A 17,339-nucleotide genomic window follows, 5' to 3' on the forward strand; every position below is an offset into this window, starting at 1 on the left:
AAATAAGCTATAGAGAGAATATAATTCGAAGGGATGCTTTAAATGGACCGTCTTGACCGCAAAATCCTGCGCCTGCTGCAGGAGGATTCCACTCTGGCCGTAGCCGATCTTGCCAAGAAGGTCGGTCTCTCGACGACGCCCTGCTGGCGCCGCATCCAGAAGATGGAAGAGGATGGCGTCATTCGCCGTCGCGTGGCCTTGCTCGATCCGGAAAAGGTCAACACGAAGGTCACGGTTTTCGTGTCCATCCGCACCAACAGCCACTCCATCGAATGGCTGAAGCGCTTTTCGGAAGTGATCGCTGATTTCCCGGAAGTGGTGGAATTCTATCGCATGAGCGGCGATGTCGACTATCTTCTGCGCGTCGTCGTTCCGGATATCGCTGCCTATGACGCTTTCTACAAGCGCATGATCGCCAAGATCGAAATCCGAGACGTCTCCTCGGCTTTCGCGATGGAGCAGATCAAGTACTCGACGGAACTGCCGCTCGATTACATGCTGCTGGAAAATGCCAAGTCCAACGAGGACTGACATGAACTGAGCGCCGTTTTGAAGAGGCGCTCAGAAGAAGCCGCTGATTTCGCTGCGGCCCTTTACTTCTTGTCCAGGCGCGCGAGCAGCGAGGAGGTATCCCAGCGATTGCCTCCCATCGCCTGGACGTCGCCGTAGAATTGATCGACGAGGGCGGTGAGCGGCAGCTTGGCTTTGTTGCGGCGGGCTTCCTCGAGCACGATGCTGAGATCCTTGCGCATCCAGTCCACTGCGAAGCCGAAATCATATTTGCTCGAAATCATGGTCTTGTGGCGGTTCTCCATCTGCCAGGAGCCGGCGGCACCCTTGGAAATGACCTCAACGACCTTTTCGATATCGAGCCCTGCCTGCTTGCCGAAATGAATGCCTTCGGCCAGGCCTTGGACGATACCGGCAATGCAGATCTGGTTAATCATCTTGGTCAGTTGTCCCGCGCCGACAGGCCCCATCAGGCCGACCATGCGGGCATAGGCGTCGATGACAGGGTGAGCCTTCTCGAAGACGACTTCGTCACCGCCGCACATGACGGTCAGCACGCCGTTTTCCGCGCCCGCCTGTCCGCCGGAAACCGGGGCGTCGATGAAGTCGACGCCTTTTTCCTTTGCGGCGGCGTAGAGTTCGCGGGCGACTTCAGCGCTCGCCGTCGTGTTGTCGATGAGCACGGAGCCCGCCTTCATGGTTGAAAGGACGCCGTTCTCGCCTGTCGTCACCGAGCGCAGGTCGTCGTCATTGCCGACGCAGGTGAAGACGAAATCGGCACCTTCAGCGGCCTCAGCTGGGGTAGGGGCAAACATGCCGTCATATTGTTTGGCCCATGCCTCGGCCTTGGCGGTGGTGCGGTTATAGACGGTGACGTCATGCCCACCCTTGACCTTCAAATGCCCGGCCATGGGATAGCCCATGACGCCCATGCCGATGAACGAGACCTTTGCCATTTCATAACTCCGTGACCGAATTTGTTTCGAAGGCTTAGCCGAAAGGCCAGAGAGACGAAAGACCGATTTGTCGGGCAACTTGTCACCATGGTATATGATTTGAAATCTCATTTCCAATTTTTGCATTTATTGGAATTGAATTTCGCTCTCGTTGCGAATTTTCATAATTTCCTTTGTCGATATAATCTATGGATTTGCGATCTTAAGCCATCGACAACGAGCCGATGGCCGCGGAAGCGCCGAGGCCTCATGAAAAGGGATCTTCGATGATTTCGCGCAGACAGACACTCGGCCTTCTCGGTGCGACGGCGGCAGCTTTCGCTTTACCTTCCGTTCGACAGTCACGTGCGGCCGCGGCCACGACGCTTCGGATCGGCTGGCAGAAGAACAGCGTATTGGCATTGGCGAAGCGCGAAGGGGCGCTGGAAAAGCGACTTTCCGATCGCGGCATATCCGTGGAATGGTCAGAATTCACATCCGGTCCGCCGCTACTTGAAGCTCTCGGCGCCGGTGCTCTCGATTTCGGTGCCACGGGCGATGTGCCGCCGCTGTTTGCGCAGGCTGCCAATGGCAATCTGCTCTATGTCGGCATTTACACCGGCAGCCCCGAAAGCTCCGCCATTCTCGTGCGCAAGGATTCGCCGATCCAGACGCTTGCCGATCTCAAGGGAAAGAAGCTTGCCTTCAAGCGCGGCTCCAGCGCCCACAACGTCGCCGTTAAGGCGCTTCGCAAAGGTGGGCTTGGTATCAACGATGTCCAGCCGCTCGATCTCGCGCCGCCGGATGCGTCCGCTGCGTTCAAGACGGGCGCGATCGACGCTTGGTCGATCTGGGATCCCTATCTCGCCATTGCAGAGGCTGATCCGGATACACGCATCCTCGCGACTGCGCGGGGCATCGTCGATTCCTTCAGCTATTTCCTGGCGAACGGCGATTTCACCAAGGATAATCCGCAGGTGATTATCGACGTCATCGACGAATTGGCCAAGGTGGGGGCGGCGGCGCAATCGGATTTGGACAACACCGTTAAGGCTATGTCCGAAATCACCGGTGTGCCGGCCGAGGTGACGCGGGTGGTGCTGACGCGTCCGGGTGCGAATCTTGGCGGCGTCTCAACCATTACAGATGCGGCGATCGCCTATCAGCAGGGGCTGGCTGACGAGTTCTACAATCTTGGCATCGTTCCGAAGAAGCTCAACGTCACGGACATCGTCTGGCGGCCGAAGGCGAGCTGAGGCTGACAAGATACGCGGATATCGCCTGCGCCCCAAACACTACGGGCATAGGCTTTATCAGCAAAAATATTTCGCCAGATACAGGCGATTAGAAAATCCATATTGTCGATATAATCCCTGGTCTATGCCACTATCCGGATCGAACATCGGGAGGTGGCTCCCGACCACGCGCATCCAGAAAGCAGGAAAGCTTCATGACCGCGACCGCAAAACCCATCGATTTCCTCTGGTTCATTCCGACCTCCGGTGACGGCACCTATCTGGGCACGGCCGATCTCAACCGCGGCCCGGAGATCGGCTATCTCCAGCAGATCGCGCAGGCGGTCGACCGGCTGGGCTATACGGGTGTGCTTTTGCCGACTGGTGTTTCCTGCGAAGAATCTTTTGTCACCGCTGCAGCTCTTTCGGCACATACTCAGAAGCTGAAGTTCCTGGTGGCGATCCGCCCGGGTACGGCGTCGCCCGCCTATTATGCCCGTCTCGCCTCGACGCTCGATCGTGTCTCGAATGGCCGAGTGCTGCTCAACATCGTCGTAGGCGGCAGCCCGGCGGAGCTGGCCGGTGACGGCATTCATCTGGAACACGATGAGCGCTACGCCCATGCCGATGAATTCTTCCATGTCTGGGAAGAGCTTCTGGAGACGGGCTCGTCCACTTTCGAGGGCAAGTATATCAAGGCCACCAATGCAAGGCTCGGCCTACCGCCGGTGCAGGCGCCGCGCCCGCCGCTCTATTTCGGCGGCTCTTCCGATGCCGGCATCGAATTCTCAGTCGGTCGCGTCGACAAGTATCTGACCTGGGGCGAGCCGCCGGCACAGGTCGCCGAGAAAATTGCAAAGGTGCGGGCGGCCGCTGCCAAGCGGGGACGCGAAGTCAGCTTCGGCATCCGTCTGCATTTCATCGTTCGCGAGACGGACGAAGAGGCGTGGGCTGCGGCCGACAAGCTGATTTCCAAGCTCGACGACGAGACGATCCGCGAAGCGCAGGAGCAATTCGTCAACCAGTCCGATTCCGTCGGGCAAAAGCGCATGGCCGCACTGCATGGCGGCCGCCGCGACAAGCTTGAGGTGTCGCCCAACCTCTGGGCCGGCGTCGGTCTGGTGCGTGCTGGCGCCGGTACGGCGCTTGTCGGCTCACCGAAGACCGTTGCCGCGAGGCTGCGGGAGTATCAGGAGCTCGGTATCGAAACCGTGATCGGCTCGGGCTATCCGCATCTGGAGGAAGCCTATCGTGTTGCAGAGCTTCTCTTCCCCGAGCTGGGGTTGAAGCGTGACGAGCAACGTGCCGGGTTCCGCAACGAATTCGGCGCCAAGCAGATTTTCGCCGGCGGCAGCCATGGCGGCAATCTGAAGGTCGTTTCCGGCTCGTAACGCCAGCTCAAAAGGGAGATCCCCATGTCGGCATTCGACACGTCCTTCGTCCGCGTGGCCTCGGAGCGGCGCACGCGCCAGGCCAGGGTCGCGCGGCAAGGCATCTCGTTCCAGAGATTTCTGCCGTTCCTGCTGCCGGTGGTCGTCATCGCGGCATGGCAGCTAGGCTCGTCGCTTGGATGGATCTCCACCCGTATTATGCCGTCGCCGGCGGCAGTCGTGGTCGCCTTCTGGCAGACCACGATTTCCGGGCAGCTGCCGAACAATATCCTTGTCAGCGCCGGCCGCGCCTTTGCCGGCCTGCTTGTCGGCGGTTCGATCGGCTTCCTCCTTGGTATCGCCAATGGCGTCTCGCGGCTGTCTGAACAGCTGACGGATACGACGCTTCAGATGCTGCGCACCATCCCGCATCTCGCCATGGTGCCTCTCGTCATCCTCTGGTTCGGGATCGGCGAGGAATCGAAGCTTTTCCTGACGGCGCTCGGCGTGCTCTTCCCGATCTATCTCAATACCTATCACGGCGTGCGCAATGTCGACCGTGGATTGATCGAAATGGGGCGGGTCTATGGCATGAGCAACTGGACGCTGTTTCGGAAGGTCATTTTCCCCGGCGCCCTTCCGTCCATCCTGGTCGGCTTGCGCTTTGCCCTCGGCATCATGTGGCTGACGCTAATCGTTGCCGAATCGATCGCGGCATCGTCGGGCATCGGCTACATGGCCAACAATGCCCGCGAGTTCGGCATGACCGATGTCGTGGTGCTGACGCTGGTCATCTACGCCATCCTCGGCAAGCTCGCCGATGTCGTCGCACGGGCAATCGAGCGCAGGGCCTTGCGCTGGAACCCGGCCTATCAGAATTGAGGAGCTTCCCATGAGCGTCAACACACTCGATCGCCCGCGGGCGGAAGCCAAAAATGTCGCCTCCCAAGTTACGGGCGCGGCAGCCATCCATATCAAGGGTCTGGAGAAGAGTTTCGGCAACAACCGCGTCCTGCGTGGCATCGATCTCGATATTCCCGCCGGCCAGTTCGTCGCCGTCATCGGCAAGAGCGGCTGCGGCAAGAGCACGCTGCTGCGCATCCTTATGGGGCTGGAAGAGCCGAGTGCGGGCCATTTGCGCTTTGAGGCAGCCGACCGCAGTGACGCGCAACCGAATACGCGCATCGTGTTTCAGGAGCCGCGTTTGCTGCCTTGGCTTTCTGTCGCCGACAATGTTGCGGTAGGTCTGGGCGAGGGCGTCCCGCAGGATATTTCACGCAAGGAAACGGCCGCCGTTCTTTCCGAGGTGCAGCTGGCCGAGAAGGCCGGCGAATGGCCGTCCAGCCTTTCCGGCGGACAGAAGCAGCGCGTGGCGCTGGCCCGTGCGCTTGTCAGCAAACCCGGTATCCTCGCGCTCGATGAACCGCTCGGTGCGCTGGATGCTTTGACCCGCATCAGCATGCAGGAATTGCTGAACCGCGTCTGGCGTGAATTGGGCTTTACCGCCGTGCTTGTTACCCACGACGTCAGCGAAGCCGTGCATCTGGCCGATCGCGTCGTGGTGCTGGACGAGGGCAGGATCGTGCTCGATCTTGCCATTCCCTATCCGCATCCGCGCCGCCATGGCAATCCGGCGCTGGCAGAGCTCGAAGGGCAGCTGCTGGCGGCGATCCTTGGTGACGCACGGGGTTAATTCGGCCCGCTATCGTTCCCCTCGACGTAGAGCCTGAGATTGTCAAAGCCGATTTCCGTGCCCATGAGGCGCGAGCCATTGTCGCTATAGCCGTCGAGGAAAACGACCTGCTCGACGAAGGTCATTTTCGTGCCGCCGGGTTCTGAGGCAAAATTGACAGTTGCGAGCGACACGGAAATCCTGACGTCGTCGAGCATCATGTCAAAGGCATAGATGAAGCGCTCGTTCTGGACGACGTCGATATAGCGCGCCTGATAGGCATGCACGACGCCATCCGTGGAGGCAGTACGGTTGCTTTCGCTGCCGCCAGTGGGGAAATCGAGCTGGAAATCCAGCTGCTTCCATTCGCCGTGACAGGCAAACCATCGCTGCTTCTGTTCGGGGATTGCCCAGGCATTGAAAACCTTCGGCAGGGGCGCCTTGAAATAACGCTCTATGGTGATGGTCGTATGGTCTGTCGATCTGATGCTCATTCGTCTGTCGTCTCCGTCGATGTATCAGCGAGAAAGAGGTCGAGCCGGTCGAAGGTCCTGTTCCAGGACGCCTTGCGCTCGGCAATCCAGCGCTCGACAGCTGCCAGCGCTTCCTTGCGCAGGTGATAGGTGCGCACCCGGCCGGTCTTTTCAGATAGTACCAGTCCGCTCGTCTCCAGCACCTGCAGATGTTTCATCACGGTCGGCAGCGCCATGTCGAGCGGCTGTGCCAGTTCCGTGACCGAGGCCGGTCCACGTCCGAGCCTGTCGATCATGCCGCGCCGGCTCTGGTCGGACAGGGCTTGGAACATCCGGTCGAGTGCCTGTGTTTCCTCAAGCATTCGGCTTTTCCGGCCGGAACTGCGCCGGCAGCTTGTCACTATAAGGGTACATATGGAAATAAGGCATTGCTTCCTGCAATACGCGCGCGAAGGACGGGCGCTCGATAAGGCGTTGATAATAAGCTCTCAGCCGACCATGCTCTTTGGCGAAGGGGACAAGGGTTTCAGCGTAGAACAGAGCTGGCGCGGCGGCGCAATCCGCCATGGTCAGGCTGTCGCCGGTGATCCAAATCTTTCCGTCCAGCTGCTTTTCGATCATGCCGTAGGCGGTGCGCAGTAAGGTCTCGGCGTCGGCGACGCTTTGCGGGCTGCGATTCTCGTCTGTGCGGCGGACGTCCGCGACGATCGCTTGCATCGGCTCCTGCACATAGAGATCGAAGAAGCGATCCCAGAGCCTGACGCACAGGGCATCCGAAAGTTCGGTCGGCAACAGCTGCGTTGCGCCGGGATAATGCCGGTCGAGATATTCGATGATGATACTGGTCTCCGGAACGGTGCTGTCGAGTGCTTCATCGCGCAGGACTGGAAACTTGGCGAGAGGCCAGAGGCGCACCAGCGAGGCACGCGATTCCGCATTGCCGAGATCGATGATGCGGCTTTCGAAGGGTGTTCCGTTCTCATAAAGCGCCATCAAGACCTTGTGGCAGAACGAGGCGAGCGGATGCTGATAGAGAATAAGGGACATGCGACAACCTTCCGAGCTGATACTTATCTGAATGGCTAAGTATCAGGTTGCTGGTTGCCGCGCAAGGAAATAGTTATCCAAATGGATAACTATTTTCGGCGTGATGTATTTCGCTTCAATCGGCGAGACGACGGGCAATGACCAGATGGCCGGGCGTTGGCTGGCCATCTTCCATGCGGACGTTGATGTCGGTGATTTCGACGAGTTCGAAACCCGTCGCAGTCAGCCGTTCGCGTACATAGGCTTCCGAATGGGCGAAGCGCTGATGCGGGCCGACCATATAGGGACGTCCAGCCATGGTCGCCTCAGGCAGGGTCTCCGAAGAGAAGATGAAGAGGCCGCCCGGCGTCATGTTTTCGGCTGCGCCAAAAAAGAGCGGTTCCAGGGCGCCGAGATAGGGTAGGACATCCGTCGCGGTGATGAGATCGAAGGCATCCTCATCGTTGTCGTCAAGGAAATCCTCGACCTCAGCGACGAAGAGCGTCTCGTAGATGTCCTTCTCATGGGCGACTTCGACCATGTTCTCGGAAATATCGATGCCGGTGATATCCTCGACGATATCGCGCAACGTGCCACCCGTCAGGCCCGTGCCGCAGCCGAGATCGAGCATGCGCTTGAAGGGGCCGAGACCAAGCGCCTGCAGGCGCTGGCGCACGAGAACCGGGACGTGGTAGCCGAGCTGCTCCACCAGCACATCCTCGAAAACCTCGGCATGCTGATCGAAGAGCGTCTCGACATAGGCATCAGGCGCCTTGACCGGCGTTTCGCCGCGTCCCATCGAGGCGATGCGCACGGCTGCGCCGCCATGATCCTCCGGGTCGAGAGCCAGAACATGCTCGTAAGCCTGCACCGCAGCGTCGATATCGCCGGCCTTCTCCAGCGTCAATGCCCGGTTATAGGCTTCCGCCAGAGCGTCTTCGTCGATCTTCTTCTTTGCCATGGTTACAGGCCCTTCCTTTTGTCACGCAGGCATTAAGATGCCTGATCGGCTTTTGCAATGCTTGCCGTGCAGGCGCAGAATATGACCTTCGGCATAGGCGGCTTGGGGAGGGCGCTATCCGAACAAAAAATAAGGGAGGAATCACCATGGACAATGAACTCACCGCACCCAACCCGACAAGCGGCCCGGCGGAGCGCGGCCGCCCCTCCTTGCCGTCGACGTCGGCTGAAGTCACCAATACGCTGACTCATTATTATCGGGGTGAATTGGGGAGGATGACGAGTTGGCGCGATCGCATCGACCGGACATCGAACTGGGCGATCACGGTGGTTGCGGCTCTACTGTCCGTGTCGCTGTCGACGCCGACATCGCATCACGGTGTTTTGCTGTTCGGCATGATGCTGATCACTCTGCTGCTGATGATCGAGGCGCGGCGATATCGCTTCTTCGATGTCTACCGCTCGCGGGTGCGGCAATTGGAGCGGCACTATTTCGCCCAGATTCTGGCGCCGCAGGCCGAACTCAGTTCCGATTGGGCGCTGCCGATCGCGGCCAGCCTTCGGTCTCCGCGGCTTTTACTCAGCTATGCAGAGGCGGCGCAGCGGCGGTTAAGGCGCAATTACTGCTGGATGTATGGAATCCTGCTCCTTGCTTGGATATTGAAGATTTCAACACCGAGACTCCAGACGAATGGTGGCGTGCAAGAGATGCCGCACTCGTGGAGCTATATTATCGAGAATGCGGCACTCGGACCGATGCCCGGCGAAGCGGTCATCATCCTCGTCGCGGTATTCTATGCCTTCGTCCTCTACGGTGCGGTCCGTCGCGGGCCGGACGACGGGGATTTCATCCATGGCGAGGCGCATGTCTGACGGCGGCACAGCCGATCGCGACGTCGTCCAGGCGATCCGGCTGCTTAGTGCAGGATGAATTCTCCTTTTAGCGCCCGCCATTCGGTTGCTGAAATCAGCTTGCGATGGACATAGCGCACGGAATGCAGCGGGCCATCCAGCGTTTCCTGCCAGAATTTCAGGAAGCCGCGCATTTCCGGGAAGTTCGGGGCGAGATCATAGTCCTGCCAGATATAGGTCTGCAGGAATTGCGGATGATCGGGCAGGCGGTAGAAGATCTGCGCCGTGGTCAACCCATAACCCTGCAACTGCTTTTGCATGTCGTTATGCATGAGCTTTCTCTTTCCGTTCCCATTTTTTCGTGACTCATGGTCACTCAAATATGGAAACAGCAGATGGTAAACTCAAGCTTTACAAAAATGTCATGAACTAAATTTATTCACAGAAATCAATGTGTTAGCAGCATCTATGTGGGAGTGCTGCCAAGGTTGCGCCTGGGCGCAGCCTTGGCGAGATCAGCGCTTGAGATGCCGCGTCAGCCGGCCTTCCATCCGTGCCCAGCCATTCCGCATGAGTTCGACGATCACGAGGTAGAAAATCGCTGCCCAGAGATAGATCTGGTAATCATAGGTGCGTGAGAAGGCATAGCGGGTCTCGCCCATCAGGTCGTAGACGGTGATGATGGAGACGGTGGCCGAGCTCTTGATCAGCAGGATGATCTCATTGCCGTAAGGGCGGAGCGCCACGATGAGCGCCTGGGGAATGATAATCTTGCGGAAGGCGATCCAGGTATGGATACCAAGCGCGCTGGCGGCTTCCCGCTGGCCCCTCGGCACGCTCTGAATGGCGCCTCGGACGATTTCCGTCTGATAGGCGGCCGTGTTCAGTGTCATGGCGAAGACGCCGCAATAGAAGGGATCCTTGAAGAACCACCAGAGACCTATGTCTTCCAGCAACCAGCGGAAGCTCGGGAAACCGTAATAGACCATGAAAATCTGGGCCAGCAGCGGCGTGCCGCGAAACAGATAGACATAGCAATAGGTCAGCGTGCTTAGAAATTTATTGCTCGACATACGGGCGAAAGCGAGCGGTATCGAGAGGATGGCGCCGAGGATGAAGGATGTGGCGACCAGTTTGATCGTAATGCCCAGGCCATGCAGAAGCCTCGGGCCGTAGGTTTCGAGCTTGTCGACGTCCCAGCCGAAGACGATCATCGCCAGCAGCGAAATACCGAGAATGGCCCAGAGGGTCAAAAAGAAATAACCGGCAATGCGCGCTTTGGACAGTTTCCTGACCGTCTCCGGCGGTGCCGGTCGCGCGGCGATCAGAACTTCGGCATGGCTCATCGATGGACCTCCGCGCGTTTAGCCCATCGATCGAGATAGAAGAGGCCGACGGAAGAGATGACGGCCAGTGTCAGATAAAACAGGCAAGCGATGGAATAGAAGGTGAAAGGTGCCTTGGTGGCACGAACGGCAATCCCCGTCTGCCTGATGATGTCGGCAAGGCCGATGATGGACACGTAAGACGTATCCTTCAGCAGGTTCATCCAGAGGTTCCCGAGATTTGGCAAGGAAATACGTACGAGTTGCGGCACGATGATAAGCCGCATGGTTCGCGCCCGATGAAATCCAAGGGCATCACCTGCCTCATACTGACCTTTGGGAATGGCTTTGAAGGCAGAGAGGAGGACTTCCGAGCAATAGGCGGAAAAGACGATCGCCAGTGCTACCATGCCGGCCGCGAATGCATTGATCTCGACGGGGCCATTGTAGCCGAACTTGGCGAGTAGCGATTGCAGAAGGATCTGCATGCCGTAGTAGATGATGAAAAGCGTCAACAGTTCCGGCAGGCCACGGAAAATCGTCGTGAAGACACCTGCCGCAAGCCGCAACGGCCTTTCCTCGGATTGCTGCGCGAGCGCGACGAAGAAGCCGATGATGACGCCAAGCGGCAGCGTCAGGACCGAGACGGCTATGGTTATCTTCAATCCGCCGGCCAGTTCGTCGCCCCAGCCCGTATCGCCGCAAGCGAGCATGGTATCCGGTCGGAACATGCTGAACACGGTGAACAGTCCCGCAGGACCGCACAATGGATCAAAAATCGTACTCAACCAGGTCCACAAGGAACCAAGGGCGGAAAACAATCCGCTCATGCTATATTTCCCCTAGCGGCTTTTGCCGCGTTTCTGCTTATATTCTTCTCGTTGTCAAACAAAAACGGCGGAAGGGCAAGCTTCCGCCGTCGTCTTTTCCCAGGGAATCGACGGGCGATCAGTCGCCGTAGACGTCGAAATCGAAATACTTGTCCTGGATTTTCTTATAGGTGCCGTCAGCGCGGATCGCAGCGATCGCGGCGTTCAGCTTGTCCTTGAGAGCCGTATCGCCCTTGCGGACGGCGATGCCTGCACCCGCACCGTTGATGACCGGATCGATTTTCAGCGTGCCGAGCATCTTGCAGCAATTGCCTGCATCGGACTTTACCCATTCCGACAGCACGACCACGTCGTCGATGGCGGCGTCGATGCGGCCATTGCTGAGGTCGAGCTTGTATTCGTCGGCCGACGGATAAAGCTTCAGCTCGGCATCCTTCAGGTGCGCCGAGGCGTAGTTCGCATGCGTCGTGGACGACTGCGCACCAATCGTCTTGCCCTTCAGGGCTTCGTCGGTGGCTTCCTTGAGGGTGGAGTCCTTCGGAACGGCGATCGCCGGCGGCGTGTTGTAGTACTTGTTGGTGAAGTCGACGATCTTCTCACGTTCGGGCGTGATCGACATCGAGGAAACGATCGCGTCGAACTTCTTGGCCTGCAGAGCCGGAATGATGCCGTCGAAATCCTGGTTCACGAAGGTGCACTTGACCTTCATCTGATCGCAAAGCGCATTGGCTATATCGATGTCAAAGCCGACGAACTTGCCACCTGCATCGAGTGATTCGAACGGCGGATAGGTCGCGTCGGTGCCGATGACGAGCGTGTCGCCGTCGGCAAGCGCCGCGCCGGCGACAAGCGACATCGCGGCAAAGGACGCGGCGGCAAGAAGACGAGTGGAGATGCGCATATTGACCCTCTCTGTTGGTGGCCGGCAGCCCATTATTGTTTTTGGCAGACGGCTCGAGTGGAGCGGGCCGGTAGCCCGCCTTGCGGCGATATTCGTACTTTTTTTCTGGAAAATGCAACTGGAATTACGAAGGCAACCTGCCTTTGCGCAATGCAAGCCCGCCAAAGGGAAATCTGAACGAAACCCATCCGCTGCGTTCAGCCAGGGTTAATTGCGGCAACCTAATAGTGCGGGAACTTATAGCGGCTTGCCGCGATTCAGCCTCACGAGAACCGAAAATTGGCCGGGATCTTGAGGCAATCGCCTTGCCGCTGAGATTCGCAATTCGGCGGACAAAGATCATAAGAGGAGACCCCTATGGGAAAGCGATCCAGACTATTTGCCAGCGCCGCGTTTCCGCTGCTTTCGCTATCGCTCGCCTTCGAGCCGGCAGCAGCGGCGGCACTTCGTGAACAGCCCATAGCACCGCTGAACAATGGCATCGGTGATGTGGCCGCGATGGCCCTCGACACCAGTTTCGAGGTGGCGCAGCAGGAAGCGCCGGCAGCTCAGCCCGATGAGGAGCAGCTCAAGCACAAGAAGCCTGCCGAAGGCGGAGAGGGTCAGAAGCATCAGGGTGGCGGCGAGCAGCAGCACCAGATGAAGCAGGTCGAGCCTGAAGGCGAGCCGCAGCAGAAGGCGCCGAAGCAGCAGCAGCCGGAAGCCAAGCCGCCGAAGGCCGAACATCAGCAGCCAGCGGAGCAGGAGCAGCCCAAGCCGCAGAAGCAGCAACCGGCCGCGGAAGCCCCACCCGAGCCGAAGAAGCAGCGCCAGCAGCCGGCTGAAGAGCAGCCTCAGGCACAGCCCGAAGCCAAACCGCAGCCTAAGGCCGTCGCTCCCGAGGCAGAGCCACAAGCCCCGCAGCCGAAGCAGAAGGCCAAGCAGTCGGAAGCAAAACAGCCTGCGGAGCAAGAGCAACCGAAGCCGCAAAAGCAGCCGGCCGAAGCGCCGCAGCCGAAGGTAGAGCAGCAGCCTGCTACGGAAGCGCAGCCGGAAGCCCAGCCGCCGAAGGCCAAGCCTGGTGCGAAGGCACAGCAGCCGGCTCCGACCGAGAAGCAGGCTCCCGCCGCCAGCGAACAGCCGAATCAGGAGGCTCAGCCTGGAAAGCAGGCGCAGCCCGAACAGAACGCCCATCCCAAGCCGCAAGGTCAGACCGAGGCTCCGGCAAAGCAGCCTGCCGAGCAGCAGCCGGCACCGGCCGGCGAGCCTACCCAGGGACATAAGGCACAGCCGGGAACGCAAGCTCAGCCCCAGACGCAGGCGCAACCTGAGACCCAGCCCGGGACACCAGCGACACCTGGCGCCCAGCAGGGCCAGAAGCAGGGTAGCGATAAAACTCACGGTAAGCAGCCGCAGAACCAGCAGCAGGGCGAGCAGCCCGCAGCCAATCCGCAGCAGCCGGCCCAGCAGGGCACGCCGCAAGGACAACCCGCTCAGGCTGGCAACCCGGCGACGTCGCAGCCCGGCAAGCAGCAGCCCGCCAATGGCGCCGCGACGCCGGCCCAAGGTAGTGCAACGGCTCCCGCCGCAAACGGCAATGACCAGCAAGCTGGCGAAATCCAGGTGCCTCCGGCCGAGCAGGTCTCGCCGCAGGAACTGGAGCGCCGCAAGAAGATCGCGGAAAACCCAGCCTCTGCCAATGGTCCCGTCATCCTGCCGGTCGAAAACGGAAGCGCGGTTCTGGACAGCCAGAAGGATGCGGTTCGTCGAGGCGAGCATCGGAACAACGGACAGAACCCCGCTGCTCCGGGCGCCCAGGGTGGTGGTGGACAGGCGGGTCAGGCTCAGCAGAGCGGACAGGCTCAGAATGCTCCGGCCCAGCAGCCACCACCGGCCTACACCAAGCCGCCGACCTCCGATGCCGAGGCGCAGCGCGCGGCAGCCGGCGCCCAGCCGCAACCCCCGGTCAAGATGGAAGCCGTGACCAGCGAGCAGGGCCGCCGCATCGATCGCCGGCCGGACTTTGCCCCACCGCAGGGAACGACGGTCCAGACCATCATCAATCAGGACAACCGGACCATCGTGAATGTCGACAACACCTATGTCGTTCGTCACGACGACAGCGAGCGCTTCATCCGAGGTGGCGAGCGGCCGGTCTACGAACAATTGTCGCGCGACCGCTATCGTGAAACGATCGATCAGCCCGATGGCGATCGCGTCGTGACGATCCGCAACCGCTACGGCGACATCATCCAGCGCTCGCGCATCGACGCCAGCGGCCGCGAATATGTGCTGTTCTACTCGCCGGAACTGGAAGATCGTCCGGACAATGACGACTACTTCCGCGATCCGGGCGACAGCCTGCCGCCGATGCGACTGCTCATTCCGCTGAGCCAGTACATCATCGACACGGCATCGAACCGCAACGCCGACTATTACGACTTCCTGCGTGAGCCTCCGGTCGAGCCGGTCGAGCGCATCTATTCGGTCAACGAAGTCCGCTATTCGGCTCGTATCCGAGACAAGATCCGCCGCATCGACCTCGACACGATCACCTTCGCAACGGGCAGCGCCGAGATTCCGATGTCGCAGGCGAGCACCCTTCGCGGTGTCGCCGATGGCATGTTGAAGATCATCAAGCGCGATCCGACAGAAACCTTCCTGATCGAGGGCCATACGGATGCGGTGGGTTCGGCCCAGAGCAATCTGATCCTGTCGGACCAACGTGCGGAATCGGTTGCCAACGTACTGACGGATGTCTACGGCATTCCTGCCGAAAACCTGGTTACTCAGGGCTATGGCGAGCAGTATCTCAAGGTGAATACGCTCGGTCCGTCGCAGGAAAACCGCCGCGTCACCATCCGCCGCATTACGCCGCTGGTGCGCCCGGTCGCATCGAACCGGTAAGGATCAGCTTACAGCTGAACGGCAAGGCCGCCGGGAAACCGGCGGCCCTTCTATTTCGTCGGGTTGCCGAGGCCCACTTTTGCAGCGATGAAATCGGCGATGGCGATCGTGTCGTCGAGGTCGAAAACGACGAGCGAACCGGCGTCTTCAACCGGATGATCCGCGGCGATGGCCACGATGTGAGGGTCTTGCGGGGCGAGCAGTTCGCGCTTTGCCGCTTCCAGCCGGCGCGCCTCGATCTTCGGAATCGGTTCGCGCTTGTAACCTTCGATCAAAACGAGGTCGCAGGGGGCGAGACGCGCCAGTATTTCTTCGAAGCTCGGTTCGGGCGCGCCGCGCAATTCGTGCATGATGGCATAGCGCGTGCCTGAAACGATGGTGACTTCATGAGCGCCAGCCTCGCGATGACGAAAACTATCGGCGCCAACCTTGTCGATATCGAAATCATGATGCGCATGCTTGATGGTCGAGATGCGATAGCCACGCCGGGTGAACTCGGTGACCAGCCGCACGGCAAGCCCCGTCTTGCCGGAATTCTTCCAGCCGGCGATGCCGAAGATTTTGGGCCGAGATTTCGTCATGACGTGCGTTCCAAAGCTGCCAGCCATGCCTCCGCTTCTGCGAGATCGGCTGGTGTATTGATGTTGAAGAAGGGGTCGAGAGGCCCGATTGCCGTTTGGATCGCGGGAAACTCCACCCGCCGCACTTTATGCCGGGCGAGGAAATCTCTCACGCGCCGCTTTGCGTCCGTGGCGATCCATCGCTCCAGATCGTCGGCTGCGGAGACGGGCCAGAGACCGAAAACAGGATGATCCTGACCAAGAGATGCGGCAATGGCAATCTCGTCAGGGCCGTGAATGACCTCGGCGAGGCGGGCGATAAGATCGGCTGGAAAAAAGGGGCTGTCTATGGGGAGAGTGGCGATATGCGAGGCCTCTAGGTAACGCGACCGCGCGTCCTGCAACGCAGCGAGCACACCTGTGAGCGGCCCCAATTTACCGGGAATTGTGTCCGGTATGAGCAGCATCCCCATAGCGTCCGGCCAATCGGCATCCGCATTCAGTGCGATTGGCTTGCTTTGCCGTTGCTCAATCTTGGAGACGATGCGGGCGAGCAGGCTTTCGCCGGCGAGCGGTGCGAAGGCCTTGTTTGCGCCCATGCGGCTGGAACGGCCGCCCGCAAGCAGAACGACGGGAATATCTTCGGGATTGGCGATGAAGTCGGACATGGTTGCGACCTCAGGCGGGAACGCCGGGTTCTGATTCCTGCGCGATGGGCTCGGCCGCCCGCCGTTTGCTTTCGCGATAGAAAGTATAGATGCCGGAGGCGATGACAACGGCAGCGCCGAAAACAGACCATCCGTCCGGCACCTCGCCAAAGGCGATCAGGCCGAGCAGGGCCGACCAGATGAGACTGAGATAGCGGAAGGGCGCGACGAAAGAGATTTCGCCCGTGCGCATGGCCAAGATGACGCTCTGGTAGCCGATCAGCACCAGCACGGAGGCCAGCAGGATCTGCAGGAGCGATGTCGTGCTCACTGGCTGCCAACCGCCAAAGGGGACGATGCACAATGCTCCGAATATGGAAATGGAAATTGCCGTACAGAGCGTGACCATCAGCGACGGCACATTCTTATCGATGCAGCGTGTCGCCAGATCGCGGGCGGCGGTCGCAAACATGCAGGCGATGGCAAGGAGGGCCGCTGTCGTGAACCCGTCCCGGCCGGGCCTGATGATGATCAGCACGCCGACGAAGCCGACGACAATGGCCGTCCATCGCCTCCATCCCACAGGCTCCTTCAGGAAAATCATCGCGCCAAGCGTCACGGCAAGCGGTACTGCCTGTTGGATGGCGGAGGCATTGGCGATGGGCATCATTCCAAGAGCGGTGATATAGGTTGCCGCCGCCAGTGCTTCGCAGGCGATGCGCAGCGCAATCATCGGCTGCAGGATGACGCGCCAATTGCGCAGAGCGCCCATTCGGCGAGCGAGCAGATAGACGAAAAAACTCGTGAACAGGCCGCGGATGAAGATGATTTCGCCTGCATTCATCGTGGCGATGACTGTCTTGGACAGCGCATCGCTGCAGGAGAAGCCGGCCATGGCAGCCGCCATGAAGAGCGCACCCTGCGTATTCTTGGTCAGTCGCATAAGAGATGAGTCCCCGATATACCCATCTGGATTAGCGCCGTTTTCGGCAAATTGGAATCGGCTGTGCTTTGGGTGCAGTTGAATTCGATTGTGCAGTGCGGCGAAATTGCTGCGAAAGAAAGGTTGGTTTTTCGCGTAATGGTCGCGAAATGATACGGCGGTTGTAATTTTTTTGCCAATGCGAAGAGTTTCGGGCAGGCGATTAATCCTTATT

At 59.6% G+C, this 17,339-nt stretch carries 19 protein-coding genes; 7 read left to right on the top strand and 12 right to left on the bottom strand.

The window, feature by feature from the left end; genetic code table 11:
- The first annotated feature begins 42 nt into the window (after positions 1 to 42).
- A complete protein-coding gene (locus tag AC13QY_RS14795) occupies positions 43 to 531 on the top strand; it encodes an Lrp/AsnC family transcriptional regulator (protein WP_069613098.1) in 489 nt (162 codons plus the stop codon).
- Between the two features lie 62 nt (positions 532 to 593).
- On the opposite strand, the gene AC13QY_RS14800 is transcribed toward AC13QY_RS14795, so the two are convergent.
- Entirely contained in the window at positions 594 to 1,592 is a 999-nt protein-coding gene (locus tag AC13QY_RS14800) for an NAD(P)-dependent oxidoreductase (protein WP_488493624.1), read from the bottom strand.
- A 140-nt stretch (positions 1,593 to 1,732) separates the two neighbouring features.
- Between AC13QY_RS14800 and AC13QY_RS14805 the strand changes: the two genes are divergently transcribed.
- The 4 genes from AC13QY_RS14805 (at position 1,733) to AC13QY_RS14820 (ending at position 5,743) form a co-directional block, all read left to right on the top strand.
- On the top strand, positions 1,733 to 2,701 hold the full coding sequence (locus tag AC13QY_RS14805) for an aliphatic sulfonate ABC transporter substrate-binding protein (protein WP_113354593.1): 969 nt from the start codon (positions 1,733 to 1,735) through the stop codon (positions 2,699 to 2,701).
- 194 nt (positions 2,702 to 2,895) lie between these two features.
- Positions 2,896 to 4,071: an FMNH2-dependent alkanesulfonate monooxygenase gene (gene ssuD, locus AC13QY_RS14810; protein WP_113333078.1), complete on the top strand. Its 1,176-nt coding sequence runs from the start codon at positions 2,896 to 2,898 to the stop codon at positions 4,069 to 4,071.
- Positions 4,072 to 4,095: 24 nt separating this feature from the next.
- On the top strand, positions 4,096 to 4,932 hold the full coding sequence (ssuC, locus tag AC13QY_RS14815; protein ID WP_152096070.1) for an aliphatic sulfonate ABC transporter permease SsuC: 837 nt from the start codon (positions 4,096 to 4,098) through the stop codon (positions 4,930 to 4,932).
- A gap of 10 nt (positions 4,933 to 4,942) precedes the next feature.
- Positions 4,943 to 5,743, top strand: a complete 801-nt coding sequence (locus AC13QY_RS14820) for an ABC transporter ATP-binding protein (protein ID WP_145317116.1) — start codon at positions 4,943 to 4,945, stop codon at positions 5,741 to 5,743.
- On the opposite strand, the gene AC13QY_RS14825 is transcribed toward AC13QY_RS14820, so the two are convergent.
- The 4 genes from AC13QY_RS14825 to AC13QY_RS14840 form a co-directional block, all read right to left on the bottom strand.
- Positions 5,740 to 6,216 carry an SRPBCC family protein gene (locus tag AC13QY_RS14825; protein ID WP_488493625.1) on the bottom strand — a complete coding sequence of 159 codons (477 nt, stop codon included), beginning with the start codon at positions 6,214 to 6,216 and terminating at the stop codon, positions 5,740 to 5,742. The two genes, AC13QY_RS14820 and AC13QY_RS14825, sit on opposite strands and share 4 nt — an antisense overlap.
- Positions 6,213 to 6,557 (bottom strand): ArsR/SmtB family transcription factor, encoded by a 345-nt coding sequence (locus AC13QY_RS14830; RefSeq protein WP_069613092.1) that lies wholly within the window; start codon positions 6,555 to 6,557, stop codon positions 6,213 to 6,215. The genes AC13QY_RS14825 and AC13QY_RS14830 overlap by 4 nt, the downstream gene beginning before the upstream one ends.
- Positions 6,550 to 7,242, bottom strand: a complete 693-nt coding sequence (locus tag AC13QY_RS14835) for a glutathione S-transferase family protein (RefSeq protein ID WP_113333082.1) — start codon at positions 7,240 to 7,242, stop codon at positions 6,550 to 6,552. Before AC13QY_RS14835 ends, AC13QY_RS14830 begins: the two co-directional genes overlap by 8 nt.
- 115 nt (positions 7,243 to 7,357) lie before the next feature.
- A complete protein-coding gene (locus AC13QY_RS14840; RefSeq protein WP_113354596.1) occupies positions 7,358 to 8,182 on the bottom strand; it encodes a methyltransferase domain-containing protein in 825 nt (274 codons plus the stop codon).
- A gap of 146 nt (positions 8,183 to 8,328) precedes the next feature.
- On the opposite strand from AC13QY_RS14840, the gene AC13QY_RS14845 reads away from it, so the two are divergent.
- Positions 8,329 to 9,054 (top strand): DUF2270 domain-containing protein, encoded by a 726-nt coding sequence (locus AC13QY_RS14845; RefSeq protein WP_113354597.1) that lies wholly within the window; start codon positions 8,329 to 8,331, stop codon positions 9,052 to 9,054.
- A 44-nt stretch (positions 9,055 to 9,098) separates the two neighbouring features.
- On the opposite strand, the gene AC13QY_RS14850 is transcribed toward AC13QY_RS14845, so the two are convergent.
- From AC13QY_RS14850 to AC13QY_RS14865, 4 genes are all read right to left on the bottom strand, one after another.
- On the bottom strand, positions 9,099 to 9,365 hold the full coding sequence (locus AC13QY_RS14850; protein ID WP_015340141.1) for an usg protein: 267 nt from the start codon (positions 9,363 to 9,365) through the stop codon (positions 9,099 to 9,101).
- Between the two features lie 183 nt (positions 9,366 to 9,548).
- Positions 9,549 to 10,379, bottom strand: a complete 831-nt coding sequence (locus tag AC13QY_RS14855) for an ABC transporter permease (RefSeq protein ID WP_113354598.1) — start codon at positions 10,377 to 10,379, stop codon at positions 9,549 to 9,551.
- A complete protein-coding gene (locus AC13QY_RS14860) occupies positions 10,376 to 11,188 on the bottom strand; it encodes an ABC transporter permease (protein ID WP_113354599.1) in 813 nt (270 codons plus the stop codon). The genes AC13QY_RS14855 and AC13QY_RS14860 overlap by 4 nt, the downstream gene beginning before the upstream one ends.
- 118 nt (positions 11,189 to 11,306) lie before the next feature.
- Positions 11,307 to 12,089, bottom strand: a complete 783-nt coding sequence (locus tag AC13QY_RS14865; RefSeq protein WP_113354600.1) for an ABC transporter substrate-binding protein — start codon at positions 12,087 to 12,089, stop codon at positions 11,307 to 11,309.
- A gap of 357 nt (positions 12,090 to 12,446) precedes the next feature.
- On the opposite strand from AC13QY_RS14865, the gene AC13QY_RS14870 reads away from it, so the two are divergent.
- Positions 12,447 to 14,975, top strand: coding sequence for an OmpA family protein (locus AC13QY_RS14870; RefSeq protein ID WP_488493626.1), 2,529 nt, complete (start codon positions 12,447 to 12,449; stop codon positions 14,973 to 14,975).
- Between the two features lie 50 nt (positions 14,976 to 15,025).
- On the opposite strand, the gene mobB is transcribed toward AC13QY_RS14870, so the two are convergent.
- From mobB to AC13QY_RS14885, 3 genes are read right to left on the bottom strand one after another with little or no spacing between them, the layout of a single operon-like run.
- On the bottom strand, positions 15,026 to 15,556 hold the full coding sequence (gene mobB / locus AC13QY_RS14875; protein WP_113333089.1) for a molybdopterin-guanine dinucleotide biosynthesis protein B: 531 nt from the start codon (positions 15,554 to 15,556) through the stop codon (positions 15,026 to 15,028).
- Complete coding sequence (gene mobA / locus AC13QY_RS14880) at positions 15,553 to 16,203, bottom strand: molybdenum cofactor guanylyltransferase MobA (protein ID WP_113354602.1); 651 nt, start codon at positions 16,201 to 16,203, stop codon at positions 15,553 to 15,555. Before mobA ends, mobB begins: the two co-directional genes overlap by 4 nt.
- Positions 16,204 to 16,213: 10 nt before the next feature.
- Positions 16,214 to 17,125 carry a DMT family transporter gene (locus AC13QY_RS14885; protein ID WP_113354603.1) on the bottom strand — a complete coding sequence of 304 codons (912 nt, stop codon included), beginning with the start codon at positions 17,123 to 17,125 and terminating at the stop codon, positions 16,214 to 16,216.
- Between the last annotated feature and the right edge of the window lie 214 nt (positions 17,126 to 17,339).

The organism is Martinezella sp. CNPSo 3795 (genome assembly GCF_057784475.1).

Excerpts from the sequence above, each read along its gene's own strand:
- ssuC (WP_152096070.1), top strand. The coding sequence starts at position 4,096 with ATGTCGGCATTCGACACGTCCTTCGTCCGCGTGGCCTCGGAGCGGCGC.
- AC13QY_RS14800 (WP_488493624.1), bottom strand. The coding sequence starts at position 1,592 with ATGCAAAAATTGGAAATGAGATTTCAAATCATATACCATGGTGACAAG.
- AC13QY_RS14830 (WP_069613092.1), bottom strand. The coding sequence starts at position 6,557 with ATGCTTGAGGAAACACAGGCACTCGACCGGATGTTCCAAGCCCTGTCC.
- AC13QY_RS14855 (WP_113354598.1), bottom strand. The coding sequence starts at position 10,379 with ATGAGCCATGCCGAAGTTCTGATCGCCGCGCGACCGGCACCGCCGGAG.
- AC13QY_RS14885 (WP_113354603.1), bottom strand. The coding sequence starts at position 17,125 with ATGCGACTGACCAAGAATACGCAGGGTGCGCTCTTCATGGCGGCTGCC.
- ssuD (WP_113333078.1), top strand. The coding sequence starts at position 2,896 with ATGACCGCGACCGCAAAACCCATCGATTTCCTCTGGTTCATTCCGACC.
- AC13QY_RS14860 (WP_113354599.1), bottom strand. The coding sequence starts at position 11,188 with ATGAGCGGATTGTTTTCCGCCCTTGGTTCCTTGTGGACCTGGTTGAGT.
- AC13QY_RS14865 (WP_113354600.1), bottom strand. The coding sequence starts at position 12,089 with ATGCGCATCTCCACTCGTCTTCTTGCCGCCGCGTCCTTTGCCGCGATG.
- AC13QY_RS14870 (WP_488493626.1), top strand. The coding sequence starts at position 12,447 with ATGGGAAAGCGATCCAGACTATTTGCCAGCGCCGCGTTTCCGCTGCTT.
- AC13QY_RS14840 (WP_113354596.1), bottom strand. The coding sequence starts at position 8,182 with ATGGCAAAGAAGAAGATCGACGAAGACGCTCTGGCGGAAGCCTATAAC.
- mobB (WP_113333089.1), bottom strand. The coding sequence starts at position 15,556 with ATGACGAAATCTCGGCCCAAAATCTTCGGCATCGCCGGCTGGAAGAAT.
- AC13QY_RS14795 (WP_069613098.1), top strand. The coding sequence starts at position 43 with ATGGACCGTCTTGACCGCAAAATCCTGCGCCTGCTGCAGGAGGATTCC.
- AC13QY_RS14850 (WP_015340141.1), bottom strand. The coding sequence starts at position 9,365 with ATGCATAACGACATGCAAAAGCAGTTGCAGGGTTATGGGTTGACCACG.
- AC13QY_RS14820 (WP_145317116.1), top strand. The coding sequence starts at position 4,943 with ATGAGCGTCAACACACTCGATCGCCCGCGGGCGGAAGCCAAAAATGTC.
- AC13QY_RS14805 (WP_113354593.1), top strand. The coding sequence starts at position 1,733 with ATGATTTCGCGCAGACAGACACTCGGCCTTCTCGGTGCGACGGCGGCA.
- mobA (WP_113354602.1), bottom strand. The coding sequence starts at position 16,203 with ATGTCCGACTTCATCGCCAATCCCGAAGATATTCCCGTCGTTCTGCTT.
- AC13QY_RS14825 (WP_488493625.1), bottom strand. The coding sequence starts at position 6,216 with ATGAGCATCAGATCGACAGACCATACGACCATCACCATAGAGCGTTAT.
- AC13QY_RS14835 (WP_113333082.1), bottom strand. The coding sequence starts at position 7,242 with ATGTCCCTTATTCTCTATCAGCATCCGCTCGCCTCGTTCTGCCACAAG.
- AC13QY_RS14845 (WP_113354597.1), top strand. The coding sequence starts at position 8,329 with ATGGACAATGAACTCACCGCACCCAACCCGACAAGCGGCCCGGCGGAG.